The organism is Candidatus Methanarcanum hacksteinii (assembly GCF_964305265.1).
GTDB lineage: Archaea > Thermoplasmatota > Thermoplasmata > Methanomassiliicoccales > Methanomethylophilaceae > Methanarcanum > Methanarcanum hacksteinii.
Genome location: NZ_CAYATA010000002.1, coordinates 364,919 through 383,441 on the forward strand (window position 1 = coordinate 364,919; position 18,523 = coordinate 383,441).

Annotated in this window: 22 protein-coding genes; 10 read left to right on the plus strand and 12 right to left on the minus strand. The window is 48.2% G+C overall.

The features are described from left to right. Positions 1 to 69: 69 nt before the first annotated feature. On the minus strand, positions 70 to 2,220 hold the full coding sequence (locus ACI2NF_RS02755; protein WP_400146353.1) for a CDC48 family AAA ATPase: 2,151 nt from the start codon (positions 2,218 to 2,220) through the stop codon (positions 70 to 72). After that, positions 2,210 to 2,824, minus strand: coding sequence for an ArsR/SmtB family transcription factor (locus tag ACI2NF_RS02760; RefSeq protein ID WP_400146354.1), 615 nt, complete (start codon positions 2,822 to 2,824; stop codon positions 2,210 to 2,212). Before ACI2NF_RS02760 ends, ACI2NF_RS02755 begins: the two co-directional genes overlap by 11 nt. A gap of 137 nt (positions 2,825 to 2,961) precedes the next feature. On the opposite strand from ACI2NF_RS02760, the gene endA reads away from it, so the two are divergent. Then, the gene (endA, locus tag ACI2NF_RS02765; protein ID WP_400210846.1) at positions 2,962 to 4,014 is read left to right on the plus strand and encodes a tRNA-intron lyase; all 1,053 of its coding nucleotides are present in this window, start codon (positions 2,962 to 2,964) and stop codon (positions 4,012 to 4,014) included. Here the strand turns inward: endA and ACI2NF_RS02770 are convergent, their stop codons facing one another. From ACI2NF_RS02770 to ACI2NF_RS02780, 3 genes are all read right to left on the minus strand, one after another. Then, positions 4,015 to 5,319: an ATP-binding protein gene (locus ACI2NF_RS02770; protein ID WP_400211038.1), complete on the minus strand. Its 1,305-nt coding sequence runs from the start codon at positions 5,317 to 5,319 to the stop codon at positions 4,015 to 4,017. It lies immediately after the preceding gene. 203 nt (positions 5,320 to 5,522) lie between these two features. Further along, positions 5,523 to 6,455 (minus strand): transcription initiation factor IIB, encoded by a 933-nt coding sequence (locus ACI2NF_RS02775; protein ID WP_177971065.1) that lies wholly within the window; start codon positions 6,453 to 6,455, stop codon positions 5,523 to 5,525. Next, a complete protein-coding gene (locus tag ACI2NF_RS02780; RefSeq protein WP_400153007.1) occupies positions 6,430 to 6,714 on the minus strand; it encodes an H/ACA ribonucleoprotein complex subunit GAR1 in 285 nt (94 codons plus the stop codon). Before ACI2NF_RS02780 ends, ACI2NF_RS02775 begins: the two co-directional genes overlap by 26 nt. Positions 6,715 to 6,945: 231 nt before the next feature. On the opposite strand from ACI2NF_RS02780, the gene purE reads away from it, so the two are divergent. From purE to ACI2NF_RS02800, 4 genes are all read left to right on the plus strand, one after another. Further along, a complete protein-coding gene (purE, locus tag ACI2NF_RS02785; RefSeq protein WP_400146275.1) occupies positions 6,946 to 7,416 on the plus strand; it encodes a 5-(carboxyamino)imidazole ribonucleotide mutase in 471 nt (156 codons plus the stop codon). After that, a complete protein-coding gene (gene guaA / locus ACI2NF_RS02790; RefSeq protein WP_400146273.1) occupies positions 7,409 to 8,356 on the plus strand; it encodes a glutamine-hydrolyzing GMP synthase in 948 nt (315 codons plus the stop codon). Before purE ends, guaA begins: the two co-directional genes overlap by 8 nt. A gap of 101 nt (positions 8,357 to 8,457) precedes the next feature. After that, on the plus strand, positions 8,458 to 9,336 hold the full coding sequence (locus ACI2NF_RS02795; RefSeq protein WP_400211039.1) for an MBL fold metallo-hydrolase: 879 nt from the start codon (positions 8,458 to 8,460) through the stop codon (positions 9,334 to 9,336). 101 nt (positions 9,337 to 9,437) lie between these two features. Next, entirely contained in the window at positions 9,438 to 10,022 is a 585-nt protein-coding gene (locus tag ACI2NF_RS02800) for a GMP synthase subunit A (RefSeq protein WP_177971074.1), read from the plus strand. On the opposite strand, the gene ubiE is transcribed toward ACI2NF_RS02800, so the two are convergent. Together ubiE and ACI2NF_RS02810 are read right to left on the minus strand one after the other, a co-directional pair. Beyond that, on the minus strand, positions 10,016 to 10,768 hold the full coding sequence (gene ubiE, locus ACI2NF_RS02805) for a bifunctional demethylmenaquinone methyltransferase/2-methoxy-6-polyprenyl-1,4-benzoquinol methylase UbiE (protein ID WP_400146269.1): 753 nt from the start codon (positions 10,766 to 10,768) through the stop codon (positions 10,016 to 10,018). The genes ACI2NF_RS02800 and ubiE overlap by 7 nt on opposite strands. A gap of 13 nt (positions 10,769 to 10,781) precedes the next feature. Continuing rightward, positions 10,782 to 11,705, minus strand: a complete 924-nt coding sequence (locus ACI2NF_RS02810) for a prenyltransferase (protein ID WP_400146267.1) — start codon at positions 11,703 to 11,705, stop codon at positions 10,782 to 10,784. An 80-nt stretch (positions 11,706 to 11,785) separates the two neighbouring features. Between ACI2NF_RS02810 and ACI2NF_RS02815 the strand changes: the two genes are divergently transcribed. Continuing rightward, the gene (locus tag ACI2NF_RS02815) at positions 11,786 to 12,748 is read left to right on the plus strand and encodes a Na+-dependent transporter (RefSeq protein WP_400149622.1); all 963 of its coding nucleotides are present in this window, start codon (positions 11,786 to 11,788) and stop codon (positions 12,746 to 12,748) included. A 34-nt stretch (positions 12,749 to 12,782) separates the two neighbouring features. Here the strand turns inward: ACI2NF_RS02815 and ACI2NF_RS02820 are convergent, their stop codons facing one another. The 4 genes from ACI2NF_RS02820 to ACI2NF_RS02835 form a co-directional block, all read right to left on the minus strand. Then, on the minus strand, positions 12,783 to 12,995 hold the full coding sequence (locus ACI2NF_RS02820; RefSeq protein WP_400149620.1) for a helix-turn-helix domain-containing protein: 213 nt from the start codon (positions 12,993 to 12,995) through the stop codon (positions 12,783 to 12,785). A gap of 10 nt (positions 12,996 to 13,005) precedes the next feature. Then, complete coding sequence (locus ACI2NF_RS02825; protein WP_177971084.1) at positions 13,006 to 13,521, minus strand: hypothetical protein; 516 nt, start codon at positions 13,519 to 13,521, stop codon at positions 13,006 to 13,008. Positions 13,522 to 13,701: 180 nt separating this feature from the next. After that, positions 13,702 to 13,974: a UPF0147 family protein gene (locus ACI2NF_RS02830; protein WP_400146261.1), complete on the minus strand. Its 273-nt coding sequence runs from the start codon at positions 13,972 to 13,974 to the stop codon at positions 13,702 to 13,704. A gap of 13 nt (positions 13,975 to 13,987) precedes the next feature. Continuing rightward, on the minus strand, positions 13,988 to 14,152 hold the full coding sequence (locus tag ACI2NF_RS02835) for a hypothetical protein (RefSeq protein ID WP_177971085.1): 165 nt from the start codon (positions 14,150 to 14,152) through the stop codon (positions 13,988 to 13,990). Between the two features lie 252 nt (positions 14,153 to 14,404). Here ACI2NF_RS02835 and ACI2NF_RS02840 point away from each other — a divergent pair, with 252 nt between their 5' ends. The 4 genes from ACI2NF_RS02840 to ACI2NF_RS02855 all read left to right on the plus strand — a co-directional run bounded on the left by ACI2NF_RS02840 (position 14,405) and on the right by ACI2NF_RS02855 (position 17,318). Beyond that, complete coding sequence (locus ACI2NF_RS02840; RefSeq protein WP_177971087.1) at positions 14,405 to 14,629, plus strand: protein translocase SEC61 complex subunit gamma; 225 nt, start codon at positions 14,405 to 14,407, stop codon at positions 14,627 to 14,629. Positions 14,630 to 14,638: 9 nt separating this feature from the next. Next, the gene (locus ACI2NF_RS02845; protein ID WP_177971089.1) at positions 14,639 to 15,448 is read left to right on the plus strand and encodes a transcription elongation factor Spt5; all 810 of its coding nucleotides are present in this window, start codon (positions 14,639 to 14,641) and stop codon (positions 15,446 to 15,448) included. Positions 15,449 to 15,452: 4 nt separating this feature from the next. Further along, positions 15,453 to 15,923, plus strand: a complete 471-nt coding sequence (locus ACI2NF_RS02850) for a 50S ribosomal protein L11 (RefSeq protein ID WP_177971091.1) — start codon at positions 15,453 to 15,455, stop codon at positions 15,921 to 15,923. Positions 15,924 to 15,992: 69 nt separating this feature from the next. Beyond that, positions 15,993 to 17,318, plus strand: coding sequence for a glycosyltransferase family 87 protein (locus ACI2NF_RS02855; protein WP_400206772.1), 1,326 nt, complete (start codon positions 15,993 to 15,995; stop codon positions 17,316 to 17,318). On the opposite strand, the gene bsh is transcribed toward ACI2NF_RS02855, so the two are convergent. Further along, on the minus strand, positions 17,281 to 18,276 hold the full coding sequence (gene bsh, locus ACI2NF_RS02860; RefSeq protein WP_400153013.1) for a choloylglycine hydrolase: 996 nt from the start codon (positions 18,274 to 18,276) through the stop codon (positions 17,281 to 17,283). The genes ACI2NF_RS02855 and bsh overlap by 38 nt on opposite strands. Positions 18,277 to 18,523 lie beyond the last annotated feature (247 nt).

Below are 18,523 nucleotides of genomic sequence, written 5' to 3' on the forward strand. Positions count from 1 at the left end.
CGGGTCTGTGTGGGGTCGAATCCCGTCACACTTGATCGTATGACGGGATCCGGCACCCATGGAGGCAGATCAGTGGTTGTATTCCTTCAGCTTCTCTCTCGCCTTCGGACCGAATTTCTCCACTGCTTTCTCGAAGTCCTTCATGTGCACCTTGCATTCATCGGCGTTCACAGCGTTCGGATCCTTGCTGTTCCTCACCAACTCCCTCACTGCACACATGACAGCTTCGTTACAGATCGCGGAGATATCTGCACCAGTGCATCCTTCGGTCATCTCTGCGAGCTTGCTCAGATCTACGTCGGCATCCAAGGGTTTCTTCGCTGTGTGTATCTTGAAGATCTTCTCCCTCGATACCTGATCTGGCGGTCCGATGTAGATGCTCTTATCGAATCTTCCGGGTCTGAGCAACGCAGGATCCATGATGTCCGGCCTGTTCGTCGCAGCGATCACGACAACATTGTTCAGAGCCTCGAGACCATCCATCTCCGTAAGCATCTGTGAGATCACCCTCTCGGTGACGTTGCTGTCGCTTCCTGTTCCTCTCTCTGGAGTGATCGAATCGATCTCATCCATGAAGATCACACACGGGGATGCCTGCCTTGCCTTACGGAAGGTCTCTCTCACAGCCTTCTCAGATTCTCCGACCCATTTGTTGAGGAACTCAGGTCCTTTCACTGCGATGAAGTTCGCTTCGGATTCCGTAGCGACAGCCTTCGCGAGCATGGTCTTACCTGTTCCCGGCGGACCGTAGAGCAATATGCCCTTCGGTGGCCTGGCGTTCATGTTCTGGAAGATCTTGGAGTACTTGAGAGGCCATTCCACAGCTTCTTTCAGTTCTTGTTTCGCATCCTCCAATGCACCGACATCCTCCCACTTCACGTTGGGTTTCTCGATCAGCACTTCCCTCATGGTCGAAGGTTGCATCTCCTTCAGAGCACTGAAGAAATCATCCCTGTTGACCTGTATCTTGTTCAGTGTCTCCATGGGGATGACATCCGTCTCGAGATCCACATCAGGGAGTATCCTTCTGAGAGCTGCCATGGCGGCTTCCTTCGCCAATGCAGAGATGTCCGCACCTGCGTATCCATGTGTCCTGTCAGCGAGCTCATCGAGGTTCACATCATCCGCAAGAGGCATTCCTCTGGTATGGATCTGAAGGATCTCGAACCTTCCGTTCCTATCAGGGATGTTGATTTCGATCTCACGGTCGAATCTTCCCGGTCTTCTCAGTGCCTCATCGATGGAGTTTGGCCTGTTCGTAGCACCTATGACCACTACCTTGCCTCTCGATTTGAGACCATCCATCAGTGCCAGCAACTGAGCTACGATCCTTCTCTCTTCCTCACCGGATACCTCATCACGCTTAGGCGCGATCGAATCTATCTCATCGATGAAGATGATGCTCGGAGCGTTCTCTTCAGCTTCTTTGAAGATCTCCCTCAGTTTACCCTCGGATTCACCGTAGAACTTACTGACGATCTCAGGTCCGCCTATGTACGTGAAGTTGCTGCTTGTCTCACCTGCTACAGCCTTCGCGAGCATGGTCTTACCTGTTCCCGGCGGCCCATGGAGCAACACACCCTTCGGTGCATCGACACCAAGCCTCTTGAACAGTTCAGGATGTCTGAGTGGTAGTTCGACCATCTCCCTGATCTTCTTCACCTCATCGCCGAGACCTCCGATATCATCGTATGTGACGGTCGGGATCTCTCCGTTGCTTCCTGCAGGTTTATCGTTGATCTTGACTTGTGTGTTCGGCGTTATCGTAGCAGCATCAGCCGATGGCGTGAATGATGTGACAATCATATCGAACTTGTTACCCATGACGCTGAGGGTGATCGTATCGCCTTTTGCGAATGTGCGTCCGACGAACATGTCCCTCAGGAAATCCTCTCCACCCTGGAGTCTGAGTTCCTGACTCGGAGCGAATGTTATCTTGGTCGCATTCTTAGCCTCAATCTTCTTGATACCGACACGTTCATCGATACCCGTACCAGCATTCCTCCTGGTCGAACCATCTATCCTGATGATCCCTCTGTTGGCATCCTCCGGCCCTCCCATGAGGACCTTTACCACGGTCTTCTTGGTACCGTTGATCTGTACTATGTCACCGACGTTGATGCCGAGGATACCCATAAGTTCAGGATCGATCCTCGCTACACCTTTGCCGGCCTCTCCCGGTTTAAGTTCCGCTACCTTCAGCGGTTTATCATTGCTCATCCTTCTCACCTTCTTTATTATCCTTCATTCTTCTCTCGATGTCATCGATCATCTCTTTGACGACATCTGTGCGTGCGTTGAGATCCTTGGATAGTTCTTCCACGGTCTTTTTTGGCGCGTCCAATATCTCGTATGCGAGACTCTTCTGTGCATATCCATCCTGTTTGGAGATTACTGATGCGATTATCGATTCCTTTTCCCTCATTAGTTCCGAGTACCTCTTCTCCAATTGTTCGAGTTCATTGTCGATGTCGATGACCTTCGATCTCATTTCTTTGAGATTGTCGACGTCCACATCCTTCCTTTCGCCTTTCGGTTCGACCATCCTTGCAGAGAACATCCCGTTCCTCATGTCCACGATCAGTGTGAATTCCGAGTTCGGTTCGTATACTGTCCTCTCCGGTCCGATTGAACTACTCTCGCGATAGCTGACTACCATGCCGTTCTTTTCCAATACAGATAGATTCTTCATCACTGCCTGTTGGCTTATTCCGAGTTCCTTCGATAGTTGCAGAGGATAACGGGGCATCTTCACAAGAGACTCCAGTATCTTGCGTCTGGTCGGGTTCTCGATCATTGAGAGCAGGACATCCAAATCCATCATCGTATCACTTGGTTGTTAACTCATGGTTAACTACTATGTATTAGTCTGTTCTTCTATATATAGTTATCTTTGTGTGCACTAACAATCTCCTTCTGCCCGTACCAATTGATAAATAGAATATTCCTGTAATATGGCCGATGGCTGGAGAATTGAAGGGGGACGTCGTTGTCATAAAGGACCAGGCTGAGGGCAGCAGACTCTACAACAGGGGCAACTACGGCTATCCGATGAGAGGAGGGGGATTAGAGCTCGATCTTATGGAGGCTGCATATCTCCTCGAGAGCAAGAGACTCGAAGTCGTATCCCACAAGGAGAGGATGGAGTTCGAGGAACTGTTCAACCATGCATCCAATGTCCTCTCGGATTTCGATATCAAATACATGGTCTATCGCGACATAAGGTCCAGGGGATTCGTCGTGAAGGTGGAGTCGGGTACGTTCGACATGTCCGTATTCCCCAGAGGTATGACCATGAGCAATTCCCGCCCGATATACATGGTCAGAGCGGTATCCGAACGCACAGCATTCGATATCAGCAGTTTCTCTGGAGAGGTATCCGAGACCGAAAGTAAGGGGAAGACGCTCCTCTACGGTGTCGTGGACGAGGAGGGGGATATAGTCTACTACAAGATGATGCATCATGATCCCGTCGGCAACGTACCTCCGAAGGATGATGTCCAGAAGGTGACCGGACGTTTGATCAGAGACAGGGTGTTCATCTTCGACCCATCTGATTCACTCATCGTACGCGATTCCGGATTCTACGGTAAGATGATAGACAATGTTATGCAGTTGTCATTGATAGAATCCTGTTATCTGATGGAGAGGAGACAGTTGGATGTCGTCTCGTCATCCACCAAGAAGAAGATGAAATTGGATGAGCTGAAAGGTTTCGGAAGGGATACACAGGATGAGTTCGATCTTAGATTGAAGGCATATTCCGATGCTAGGTCCAGAGGATTGGTCGTGAAGACCGGATTCAAGTATGGTACGCATTTCAGAGCGTACGAGGGTTCACCGGATGATTGTCATGCGAGATATCTGATGCACGCTGTGGATGCATCTAACAGGACCATGTGGCCGGAGATATCGCGTGCAGTGAGATTGTCTGGCGGAGTAAAGAAGGAATTCCTGTTCTCCAGGGTAGGGGATGACGTGGAATACCTCGAATTCAGATGGTTCAGACCTTGATCATGGCCTCAGGGATGTGATGGGTACGACGTATACGCCGTCATCCCTGCGATATGCATGGTCTGCTAGGCCGCATATCACGCATAGTGTGCTCGGTCCATTCCCTCCATCATCCATCTTCTTCTTTATGTCGATGAGTTTCACGGCGGCATCATCGATCTGATTGGCTCCTAATTTGATCTCGAATGCACCCCATTTCCCATCAGGCATCTCTATGACTGCATCGATTTCTCTTCCATGGCTGTCACGATAGTGGAATAGCTCTCCGCCTATCGTTCTTGAATAGATCTGTAGATCTCTCTCACATAACGATTCGAACAAGAGGCCGAATGTTCTAAGATCATTCACTAGGCGTTCTTTACTGATTCTCAGTGCGGCTACTGCCAATGATGGGTCGGTAAGGTGCCTTTTCATAGCTTTACCAACTCTAGCGCTCGATCTGATATTCGGATCGAATGCGGGTTGGTTCGCTATCAGATGGAGTCTATCGAAGACACCCAGGTAGTCCATGACCGTATTGTATGAGATGGACGGCTTCAACTCTTCATCGGAAGGAACATCTCCAATCGGGATGCCTGTATCTTTGTGTATCCTGTCATTGGTCGCCAGTGTGGATTCGTTGCGAGCAAGCGATCTGACGACTGACCACAATCCTTCCTTTTTTCTCCGAACACCATCCATGGTCGAAGCATCCTCAATTATGGATTCCAAATAACCAGACACTCTTTCCTTTTTAATATCGTCTGTAAGGCCTATGTTACCCGGCCAACCGCCACTGACGATCAATCCGATTAGTGTGTCGATGGTGGTCTTGTTATCGGATATCCCGATATCCTTGCGCCCCATGATGTCTGAAAGGGACACACTACCAAGGGAATCACCCGATTCATACAGTGACATCGTGCGGATACTCAAGTGTTTAATGCGCCCTGTACCACTGTGGACGGCCTTTCTATCCTTCGGCGTCGATGATCCCGTCAATAGGAATTGACCTAGCAATCTGTCCTTGTCGATTTTGGACCTTATGACATCCCATATCCTAGGTATCTCTTGCCATTCATCTATGAGATGGGGGGCAGCCCCTCTTAGAGCGATATTGATGTTCGTTTCAGCAAGGTCTTTGTTACTTGTTCCATATTCGTTCGTGTCACCCATCATATATGCGCTGTTGGAGATATTCAACCCGATCCAGGTCTTTCCACACCATTTTGGACCATTGATACTGACCGCGCCGAATGCTCTCAGCGATTCTTCGATTTCCTTCTCGATCAATCTCGGCATATATCCGTCAGGTTTGAGTGACATGTTGATATCATGGACGTACCAGTACATATAATTGATACTTTTTCACAAAAATAATTGATAACTTTTCACAAGAATCATTGATACTTTTTTCATTTTTGTTCAAGGGATGCATTGTCATATGACATCGAATATGTACAATAGTGGATGAAAAATGGAAGAAGTGATTAAAGGAGTTTTGAAACCGAGTGCCTTCCGGCACTCGATCAGAGTTGTATCTCGATACCAAGTTTCTCTGTGAGTTCCTTGTATCTGTTCCTGATGGTGACCTCTGTCACACCAGCGACATCTGCGACCTCTCTCTGCGTCCTTCTCTCGTTACAGAGGATGGATGAGATGTAGATTGCCGCTGCGGCAACACCCGTCGGACCGCGGCCGGATGTCAATTCCTTCTCGGATGCGTCCTTGAGTATCTCTGCCGCCTTGCTCTGCACCTCTCCTGTGAGTCTGAGCTCAGAGCAGAACCTCTGTACGTAATCCTGAGGTTTGGTCGGCATGAGTTTCAATTTGAGTTCACGTGTCATGAAACGATAGGTCCTTCCAATTTCCTTCCTTCCTACGCGGCTGGAGTTCGCAACCTCATCAAGTGTCCTCGGGACACCGCATTGCCTGCATGCTGCGTAGAGTGATGCGGCAACGACGCCTTCGATCGAACGTCCTCTGATCAGATTCTTGTTGACCGCTTTCCTGTAGATCATAGCGGCCGTTTCCCTGACATTCCTAGGAAGCCCCATTGCGGATGCCATCCTATCCAATTCGGACAGTGCGAATGCGAGGTTCCTCTCGGTAGCGTTGGAGACACGGATCCTTCTTTGCCATTTCCTGAGCCTGTAGAGTTGAGCTCTGTTCCTTGTGGGGATGCTCTTTCCATAACTGTCTTTGTTCTTCCATGAGATCTCGGTGGACAATCCCTTGTCATGGATGGTATATGTCATAGGTGCACCGGTACGTGCCCTCTTCTCGCCCTGTTCTACGTCGAATGCCCTCCATTCAGGCCCTTGATCGATGAATTGGTCATCAAGCACCAATCCACAATCCTCACATGTGAGCTCACCTCTTTCGTAATCACGAACTAAGTGTTTGCTTCCGCACTCAGGGCACTTCTCGACTTCTTCAGTGCCTTCTCTTGTCTTTACCATGTTTACTTTCTCCCCTAAAGAACACTTTCTTCCCGATCAAATCCCCAGATACTGGACCGTTCTGTGATGATATGGTCACATAGGGCCCTTCGACCGGACCGAAGATACGTTTCACGATTCCGATGGTCGTGCCTTTCTCATTGAATATCTGATCATTGACATTCGGTGTGGATTCGGCCTTCACGACGAATCTCCCCTCGCCAGATACCGTTTCGACAACACCGAGATACTCCACAAGAACCACCAGCCCATAGGGCACGATATCGTAATCTAATTGGTTGCCTATATTCGTATTTCATATATATTCATTACGGAGAACTTTATATTCTATCATAACATAGTATATAACGATGAGCCATGCTTGGTGAACCTATCTGGCTGTCTTGTAATATTTAAAATCCAACGTTCTATGCTATTCGGAATATACAACCAATACTATATGTTGCGCTGTATACGACAGTTTATAACCCACGAATTTATCTTCGCATCGATGCCAGAAGTCCTGATAATAATGGGAAGTAAGAGCGACCTTCCGATCGCTGAGAAAGCCGTAGACATCTTCAAGAGATTCGACATCGACTACAAGGTCATGATCGCATCCGCGCACAGGACCCCAAGTAGGGTCGAGGAGATCGTGACGTCGTCAGATGCGAAGGTATTCATCGCAATAGCAGGCCTTGCAGCAGCATTGCCTGGGGTGGTAGCGTCCTTCACGACAAGACCTGTCATAGGCGTGCCTGTGAGCGGTAAGATGAACCTAGATGCACTGCTTTCCATAGTTCAGATGCCTCCAGGGGTGCCCGTAGCAACCGTAGGCTTGGACAGAGGGGACAACGCTGCTGTTCTCGCGATCGAGATGATGAGTATGTCCGATAGCGGATTGGCTGATAAGATGGCATCATACAGAAAGGAGATGGCGGATAAAGTCATCAAGGATTCAGAGGGTGTAGCTGATGTTTAAAGCTGACAAATTCGTCGAAGAGCATGTGAAGTCCGTTTCGGACCAGATAAAGGGTAAAGCGATAATCGCCTGTTCTGGAGGAGTGGACAGTATGGTCTCCGCAGTCATTGCGAGCAAGGCCATAGGGGACAGGTTGCTCGCAGTCTATGTCGACACAGGATTGATGAGAAAGGGAGAGACCGATGAGGTCCGTGGAATGCTGGAGGACATGGGCGTCAATTTCAAGATCATAGATGCAAGCAAAGAGTACTTCGAGGCATTGAAGGGCGTGACCGATCCAGAGACCAAGAGGAAGATCATCGGTGAGAAGTTCATACGCGTCTTCGAGAGGGAGGCCAAGGATTTCGGCGCCGAATATCTCGTTCAGGGAACCATCGCACCGGATTGGATCGAATCCGGAGATGGTGTCCGCGACACGATCAAATCGCACCACAACGTGGGCGGATTGCCCAAGGACATGGGCATGGAGCTTTGTGAGCCTCTTCGCGATCTGTACAAAGATGAGGTCAGAGCAGTCGCAAGGCTGTTGGGCATCAAATCCTCAGAGAGGCAACCGTTCCCTGGTCCCGGACTTGCAGTGAGGTGCCTTGGCGAGGTCACACCCGAGAACATCGAGATCGTACGTGAGGCATGTTTCATCGTAGAGGATGAGATAAAGAAAGCCGTCGCAGACGGGAAGATGGAGATGCCGTGGCAATACTTCGCAGCTTTGCTCCCCTCTAAATCTGTCGGTGTGCAGGGCGACAGAAGAGCCTATGGAAAGACCATAGTCGTTCGTGCGGTGTCATCGTTGGATGCTATGACGGCTGAGTTCTTCATGATCCCGTTGGAGATCCTGGATAAGATATCGAGGCGTATCACCAACACCATGAAGGATCAGGTCAACCGTGTCGTTTACGACATCACGAACAAACCACCTGCGACGATCGAATGGGAGTGAGATCGATGGGGTACGCCCCATCATCCCTTTCGATTTTGCATATCGTGATCTAATCTCTTCACTAGATAGTATGGGATTGCACAGATCCATCAGGTGAGCACATGTATGAGTTGATACAGGTATCCGATAACGATTATTATGTCAAAAGCCCCACGAATATCGGCCTCGTCAAGTTGAATGATATGGACGTATGCATCATCGACAGCGGTAATGATAAGGAAGCAGGGCGTAAGATCAGGCAGATATTGGATGCCAACGGCTGGAATCTCGTGGCCATATACAGCACACATTCGCATGCCGATCATATTGGTGGTAATAAATATCTCCAATCACAGACAGGCTGCAAGATCTATTCCCCCAGTATCGAATGCGATTTCACGAATCACACGGTATTGGAGCCCGCATTCCTCTATGGCGGATATCCGATGAAGGAATTGCGCCATAAGTTCCTGATGGCCCAAGAGAGCGACTGTCGCCCTCTTACGGATTCTGTTGTCCCCGGAGGACTTGAGATCATACCTCTTCCAGGTCATTCGTTCGATATGGTCGGTTTCCGCACCAAGGATGATGTGGTGTTCTTAGCAGATTGTATCTCAGGTAAGGCGACCTTGGACAAGTACAAGATCGGTTTCGTTTACGATGTCGGAGAGTATATCGCAACGTTGGAGAAGGTCAGGGATATGAAAGCCAAGATATTCATCCCTGCCCATGTTGAAGCGACTGAGGACATATCCGAGTTGGCGCAATACAATATCGATAGTGTGATGGAGGTCGCAGACCACATCGTGGAGATGTGTAACGAACCGATAACGGTCGAGAACATCGTGAAAAGACTGTTCGATGATTATGGTCTGAAGATGACGATGGAGGAGTATGTCCTGATCTCAAGCACGGTACGTTCATATCTGTCCTGGTTGAAGGATTGCGGAAGGTTGAATCCGAATTTCATCGACAACATCCTCTATTGGGAACGTGCTTAAGCTTCCAATGCGCACATAATCTGTTTTTCACACATCATATGTCCATTTGATAGACGTTCTGATGATGATTTATTTATATGATTCCTCAGATTGGCCGTATAATGAAGATTTACGTAGTGGACAACGGAGGTCAATGGACGCATCGCGAATGGCGCGTATTGAGATATCTCGACGTGGACGTCAAGATAATCCCTAACACTACACCCTTTGATGAGATCAAGGATGAGGTCGATGGTCTGATCCTCTCAGGCGGTTCTCCTTCCGTTGCTACGGAAGCGGATGCGATGGGGAACAATGGAGAGTATCTCGACAAGGCGGATTTCCCTATATTCGGAATATGTGCAGGTATGCAGTTCACATGCGAGCATTTCGGTTCGAAACTCGGTCCTGCGCAGAATCCTGAATTTAGCAAAGTGGATCTGAAGATCCTTGATGATAGTGATATCTTCAAAGGCATCCCATCGGAGATAACCGCATGGGCATCGCATAATGATGAGGTCAAAGGAGTACCTGACGGTTTCGAATTGATCGCAACATCATCCACTTGTCCCGTGGAGGCGGTTCGTTGCAAGACCAGGCCGATCTATGCTGTTCAATTCCATCCTGAGGTGGAACACACCGAATATGGTGAGCAGATGTTCCAGAATTTCGTGGATATCTGTGCCGAGTGGAAGAGGACTCATTGAGTCTTCGTTGCTACGTAGATGTTCACAGCACCCATGGATTTCACATAGAATCTCGCGTCTTCGAAACCAGCTTTCTTGAATATCTTGACCATGTCATTCCCATGAGGGAATCCCTCAAGAGATGACGTGAGCCAATCGTATGCGGGCTGTTTGCCATCGATCTTCTTGCCTTTGTCGAACCTTCTTCCGAACCAGGGCACTATGTGGAAGACATAGATGTTGTATCCGAAGAGCAGGAGTTTGTTCTTGGGTTTCGAGAGTTCGGCAACGATGCATTTTCCATTCGGTTTGAGGATCCTATACATCTCGTTGACAGCTTGCTGTATGTCGGTGACATTTCTGAGCATGTATCCGGATGTGACGAGATCGAAGGTGTTGTCATCGAATTGCATATTGAGAGCATCCCCTTCGCGGAAATCCACATCTTTGGGGAGATCGAGGGTAGCCATCTTCTTCCTTGCCATCGCAAGCATCCCTGGCGTTATATCCACTCCGATCACTTCTCCATCCTTTCCAACCCTCTCGGCAGCCATGAAGGAGATTTCTCCTGTTCCGCAACCAACATCGCAGACCTTCTTACCGCTGATGTCCCCAGCTTTCTTGAACATGAATCTGTGCCATCCTTTCACCATGCCGATGGACATTATCCCGTTCATCTTGTCGTAGTATTCTGCGATCTCCTCGAATACGTCCACGACATATTCGCCCTTTCCTTCGAATTGGTTGCCCTTCAATTCCTCTGCCATGCTGTCACCTGAATCATGGAATGAATATCCATATCAAATAACCTGCGACCATCAATACACCGAAATGCCAATTCAATTTGAAGCATAACGGTACCAACATGAAACTCGAATGGCCATCCTTAGGTGCTCTTTTTGAATTCGCATACAGGATATATGCGTCATATAACGTCAAGAATGCGATGGCACACGTCAATGGAGCCATCCCTGTGACCATCAATATTATCAGGATCGGGAATGAGATCAACGATTCGAAGAGGTAGAGTCTCATCCCATCCTCATAGGACATGCGACCGATGAGCGTACCGACATCCGTTTTCTTGTCCTCATAATAGTCACGTAATTCGTTACCTGCCAACACGCCTGTGATCATGAAGGCGTTCGGTAAGCTGAGCAGGAGGACATCCATCGAGAAGAAGTCACCTGTGAGCACGTAGTACGTCCCCATCGGCATGAGTATGCCGAAGTTGATGAACACGGAGATCTGACCCATCCCATGATACTTGTATGATGCACCCATGGTGTACATGGTCACTCCGAATATGCCCAACAGGCCATACACCATCAGGCCGATGCCGACGTGGAACATCAACACGATCCCGATGATGCATATGATGAACAGACACACCATGCCTGTCATCAGGACATCCTTCGGCTTCAGAACACCTGTGACCAATTCAGGCGATCTCGTCTCGTTCTCCACAGTATCCGTGCCCTTGACGAAATCACCATACGTGTTCAGGATGTTCGCCACACATTGGAAAAGACATGATCCCAACATGATCAATGCGAACACGATCGCATCGATCCATTCGGGCTCGATCACAGTCATTGCGACCGCACCACCGATCAGCACTGGTACGACGGCGCCGTGGAGTGTCCACGGTCTCAACACATTCCACCATCCAGCTTTCACTGGTCTTACCGTTGGTACGTCCATGTTTTTCGGATTAATAACACGATATAAATAAATTATTTATCGATAAACGATAAATACGGATTCAATATACTTCCATATCCATGAATATGAAGAGTCTGTTGAAGAGTAGCGCCTTCATGATGATGCTGGCGATGTTCGTCGCTCTGGTGACCAATCTTGGAGGTTGGTTCCCAGAATCCTTGACGCCGAACATCCGTTCGGATCTGACGATCTGGACCCTTGTTGTCATGCTAACATTGTCCTTGTCAAGGATACCCTATAGGAATCTGAATCCTGTGGCCCATGGAACATCCGTTCTCAGGGCCGTAATGCTTGGATTGATCATATCATCGATAATTCCATTGATCGGTTATTACATTCTGAAGGATACGGATTTCGGGAATCAGGCAACAGGCTTGATATTCGTAGCCGCGGCGCCCTTCGCAGGTTCGGTCGTTCCTCTCTCTTACATATTGAGAGGGGACATGGAGCATGCGGCAAGGGGTACGATCGTGACATACGTCGTATCCCTCGTTTGGATACCTGCGATCATATGGTTTACACTCGGCGAGAGCGTGGAGATGACCGATGTGTTGATCACCGTACTCAAACTTCTCGGGATACCTTTGATCGCATCCAGGCTCTTGACCAAGGTCAAGATAGATAAGGATCTGATGGCCATTTTCCTCAATCTTTGTATATTCTTCATGGTCTGGCTCTCAGTGGGTGCTACCAATTTCAAAGGGATACCCGCATGGGTGTTCGTCGTGTTCGCATTGATAGCATTCCTCAGATCCTTCGGTCTTGGATTCGCTGTCGAAAGAGCGGAGAAGAGGATGGGCATAGGTTGGTCACAAAGGGTCACGGACATCCTCATGGCCTCTTACAAGAACAAAGGGATCGCGATTGCATTGTGCACATCAGGTATTCTCGGACCGATAACAGGTGATGCGATGGTCGCCATAGCTACCTCGATAATCGTGGAGATAACATGGGTAGCATTCATGGACTCCGTTCTCTTCAGCAGGAAGAGGATGGAACGCGAGTTGGCATCCGAAGCATGAGGATGTGATGTCGCCTTCTACACCAGGGCGACACTCACTCCTCCTCTTCTACATACTCTAATATGTCGCCCGGTTGACAGTTCAGGGCCCTACATATCCCGTTCAACGTCGAGAATCTTATCGCACTTATCTTGCCTGTCTTTATCTTGGATAGATTCACATTGGATATGCCCACTAGTTCGGTCAGTTGATTCAGTGACATCTTCCTGTCAGCCATCACACGGTCCAATCTGAGGATTATCGTCATTCATCCACCTTCAAAGAGTCTCATCGGATTCCTTCTGCAATATCGCACCATAGCGACACATCAGTGCAAGACAATACATCACGACCGATACCAATAACGTCCCGAGGAAGATGAAGACCGATTCGGTGGCCCTCCTCTCGACGATGAATCCTAATGTGAGTAGCAGGAATGATGACACGAAATATATCATCGATATCAGGACCATCCTATCGGCATTCAGCTCGGTGAACGGGCTGTTCTCCTTGGATATGGAATCCATGACATTACCTATCGTTATGACGGTTATCGAACCGATGGATAATATCAGGATGTTCTCCATCGTTGCGGCAACGATGATCTTAGTGCCCTCATCACCGTTATGACCTATCCATGACAGCAGTATGTCGGAGACATTGCCTGTTATGAGGGATATTATTCCGAGACCGATCGTCACGATGACCAATATGGCGAGTATCATGCCGGCGATCGTCATCACATTGGACGCATACCTGCAGATCTTCTTCAATCTCGATAGGCCGTGCTTCATACGTCCCTCAATACACTCTGTTTAGAATAATATTTTCCAACATCCGTCGTATGTCATACGTTGAGAATGATGTTGTTCGTAAGACGTTTCTGTTAGAAGATGGCCTTTATCCTTGTTCCGTTTGGAACGGAACAAGGATAAAGGCCATCATGATGAAATCGTAAGATTGTACGATATCGCTTATGCGATATCCTTCAACATGATCTCGAGATCCGACAGGATCTGCATGATCGCACTCCATGACTCCATGGGGATGTTGGGGTCGTTGGAAAGATCTGCGAGGATGTTGATCGCGCTGGAGATACGAAGGTCCATTGCTTTCTTGTTGTCCTGGAGGAGTGCGACAGCGTCCGTTGCGCCTTTCCTGATGTTTCTGGGGACTCCATTGTCGTTGGCGAGACGTCCTTCTAGTTCGTTCGTAATCTGTTTCAGTTTTGCGTCGATTGCTGCCATGTCATTCCCTCCTTCACATAGATTCGAATTCTTCCTGGAGATCCATGACGAATTGATCGAGGACGTCTTCGAATAATTGGGACCTATATTCCCTGTTTCCGCCGAGATCGCTCTGGATCTTGGCTATGAAATCGTTGTTTTCTTTGATAATCTCAATGCTACAAAGAACTTCTTCCATACAATCACCTGCTGTGTGGGTACGCCCCAATCAGCGTTTCATATTTAAGATTATTTGCTTTATAAGTCGTTACGAAATCGCATTTCACATCTAAAACTTGCATATTTTCATTTAAATGACATATGCAGAGTGAAAAAGTACCGAAAACTTTAAAATAAGAATGCGGAGTAAAGGGTATCTCCATCGTTAACCATATCAGTGGCAACGAGGAAGGTAAAATGTACCCGCATTCGGGGACAGAGGGAAGATAAAATGGACACAGAGACATCAAAAGCCTCAGAATACCAGAAGAGGGTGGAATCCAAATTCCGCAATCTCGGAAAGGGAAAGTACGGAAGGATCATGAAGATGGCCCGTACACCTACGCACGAGGAATACAAGAAGACTGTCGCAATCACAGGTATCGGAATCGTAGTTCTCGGAGCACTTGGTTTCGCGATAATGTGGCTTATGACTTATTTCCCAGATCTTTTCTGAAGGGTTAATATGTTGTCGATTATCGGAGAGAATGATCCAAAGGATGTGCATGCAGGTTCACCTGTGAAGTGGCCGTTCAGTGTATCATCCGATGCCTCCAAGCTTACGTTTACCTTCACAATAACCACAGGTCCAGATGGTGCAGATGCTCCTGAGTGGACGGTCGAATTGAATGATGCGTCACACGAGGAGATTTGGAGCAACTATGGAAACAAGACCGAAGTGAAGACTGACGGTCCTGCTAACGGGAAGAAGGATTTCTCACTCGAGGTCATCTGTCCTAAGGGTGCAAGGTACGGGGATACTGTGTCCGTCTCCGTGAATGTATCCGCAGAGGGCGAGACGGATAGCATGACGTTCAACGCACGTGCTTCACAGTCGATAATGGTCCTCAAGACGCAGATCGATCAAGAGAAGGTCGTTTCAGACAGCCTTGCGGCTAAAGCGAACATTGGAGAGAAGGATATCTATGCGATCCTGAGTCCTGGTTCACTCAGAGGTTATGTGTTCGTGGAAGGAATGAACACAGACCGTATGCACGAGAAGACCAGGGATATCAAGAAAGCAAGGTCATTCGTCGATGGGGAGACAACAATCGAGGAGATCAGTCCGTACCTCGTACCGCTTTCGACTGTGGTAGGAATAGTCGAGGGCGATCTGGTGGAGCTTATCAGTGGTCCGTTCAAGGGCGAGAAGGCTAGGGTCCAGCAGATAGATCAGACTAAAGAGGAGATCACCGTAGAGCTTATCGAAGCGATGGTCCCGATACCTGTCACTGTCAAGGGAGACAGTGTCAGAGTCATTGAAAAGGAGAAGTGAAACAATGGTAGATACTGTTGAGGCATTGGTAGATGGAGGCAGAGCCTCCGCAGGTCCACCCCTCGGTCCCGCACTCGGACCCAAAGGGGTAAACATCGGTCAGATTATTGCAGCGATCAACGAGAAGACGAAAGCCTACTCTGGAATGAAGGTCCCTGTGAAGATTCTGATCAAAGACGATAAATCATTCGAGATCAAGGTTGGTACACCGCCCATGTCAGCTCTCATCAAGGGAGAGCTCGGCGTCGACTGTGGAGCACACAACGCAAGGACAGAGAAGATAGGTAACCTCACCATCGAGCAGGCAAAGAAGATTGTCGAGATGAAGGGAGATGACCTTCTCGGAGCAACTATCGAGGCACGTCTCCTCGAAGTCGCTGGAAACTGTGTGTCTGTTGGTGTTACGATCGACGGAAAGGACCCCAGAGTCTTCTCCAAGGACATCAAAGCAGGCGTTTACGCAGGCAAACTCTGATTGGGATGGCGGCATTCGCCGCCTACCTACCTAATTCTTAATTTTTCAAGTCCGATGGACTGTTAACCATTGAAATACTATATCGGATATGTGACATTGATGCGCCTGTTATCGAGGAGGATCAATTCATACCGCAACATGTCCGATGACGAACAGTTCAGATGGTTCGCGATCATATTGGGCATAGTGCTCGCGATAGATGTCCTGGCGGTAGGTATCGTAAGCTTCTTCGAACCTATGTTCGATATGTCCAACTATTATGGCAACATCAGCGATGTGATCGACAATCATCTGATGCCATACGGTGGTTTCAAATTCGAATATCCGCCCGCAGCATTGTTGGTCTTCGCGGTGCCGAAGCTATTCTCTTGGGATCTGGTCTCATTCCATTTCTCATATGCGATATTCGCTGCGTTGGCGTACGTGCTTTTCGCCAGATATCTGCTCAGGATCACGGACCATTTCGGCATCCAGCGTGCAAATGTGTACATATCCATAATCGTCCTTGCGATAATCGGAAATCAATTCATAACCGCAAGGAATGACATATTCGCCATCCTTGCAGTGACCGTCGCATTCTATTGTTTCACGAAGGAGAGGTACGATCTCTCTGCGGTCGCATTGGCCGTAGGTGCGATGATCAAGATCTACCCGATCATCCTTATCCCTATGTTCATGATAGTATTCCTTTCAAGAAGGGATTGGGTGAGGATGTTCAGGTTTGCTATCGTGAGCTGTCTTGTCTGTGTGATCATAGAGTTACCATTCCTGATCGCGGATCCAAGCACAGCATTCGCGTATCTATCATATCACTCCGATCGCGGTCTGCAGGTGGAAGGCGTCGTCAGCAGTGTGATGACATTCATCAACCTGTTCACGCCGATAATCGATGAGATTGGGATATATTACGGATCGAACACCATCGTTGGGGACATACCCGACATGTGTGCCCGTATTTTGGATAAGACATTGTATGTGATGTTGGTGGCATCATCGCTTTGGATGATCTACAGATGTCATAGGATGGAATCTGTGGATGAGAAACAGGAGTTGCGTATACTTTCCGCTATGTCGATCATCATACTGTTCGTATTCATAACGTTCAGCAAGGTGTACTCCGCACAGTATATGCTGTGGTTCCTCTCGTTATTCCCTCTGTTGTTACTGTCATCGGATGATGATCGTTACAGTAAGATGGTCAGACTGACCGCATTGTATGTCCTATTCGCAGTACCAAGTTCTGCGGTAGCATTCATGATAGGCGGGCCGTATCCTGAGGATAATGTCATACCGATACTGTTGGTGTTGATGAAGAACGTATTCCACATCATATTGTTCGCATTCATCATAAGATCATTCATAGAATGGACATCTGATATCGATCGATCATGTTGATGTGCTGTCCCTTCACGATAGGGAACTTGTAGAGTCCCTCGCCATCGAGATCGGTGTGCTTCATGTCGACACCGTTGATCTGACTGTTGTCATATGTCCTGTAGTAGTAGATGCCCTCATCCGTATCGCAACATGAGGTGTATATGGTGTATTCGTATTTCCCGTTCCCGAGATCGCAACAACCCTTCTGCTGTTGTACAGAATCCATGATGTGGAAGAATTGTGTGATATCCTCCTCCACAGTATCCCCTTTGAGGCAGTTCATCTTGGTGAATGATGCCTTCACGAACCTGGATGATGAAGACAGATCTCCTGGGAGTCCGATCGCACCCATGCCTCTGCTGTATGCTTTCAGATCGAGTTCCTTGCTGAATCTGTTCTCTGGAAGCCCTGCTGAGAGATTCATGTAATTCGACAGGTTCTGTAAGTGGTACGGGAACGGAGGGCAATTGGTCAGGATCCCTACAGGATTGTCATAGATGTTTATCCCGCTCTCTGTCGATTCAACGACGATGGATGAATCCCTATCGGATATCATCCAATGGAGTGGCGACAATTGGAGTTCCTTGCTGAACGATTCATTCCACAGATTCATTGTTTTGATAAGTTCACGGGCCTGTACTGTCGTCTCGCACTTCCCGAGTATCCATGGTATGAACTCGAAGGGTGTGATGTTCACCTTGTTTTCAGAATATTCCTCATATCTTGTCTGGTCCGGGAAATTCAATCCGGCCATGCTGAGGCCCTTCTCATTGGTGGCATCGAAATACAATGGATATCCATCAGATACTAGGGCCATACCTATCATCGCGTGATGTTCCTCATCAACGTCCCCGTTCCTGTATCTGAACGGGAATCTCCTCGGAGTAACCACAACCTCCTCACCGAATGATATCTCGAGATCGAGGTTACGTCCAAAAAAGTGATTATTGCTCTTGAACGAAGCTGCCATGCACATATCTTCTCACTCCAATAACTGGATGGTTGAATGCAATATATTGAGTCTACGTTTTTATCGATTCAATAATCGTCTTTCATAAAGGGATTATGCGATTTGAAGGAAATGCACACGCATGTTATACACATAGGTAGGGGCGACCGAAAGTCTTTTTATCATGCCCTACAAGACCTAGGGCGTTTCGAGACCCTACCTTTATATACAGGTCATTGTTTAGCACCTCATACTTGTAGGAGAGTCTTAGGAC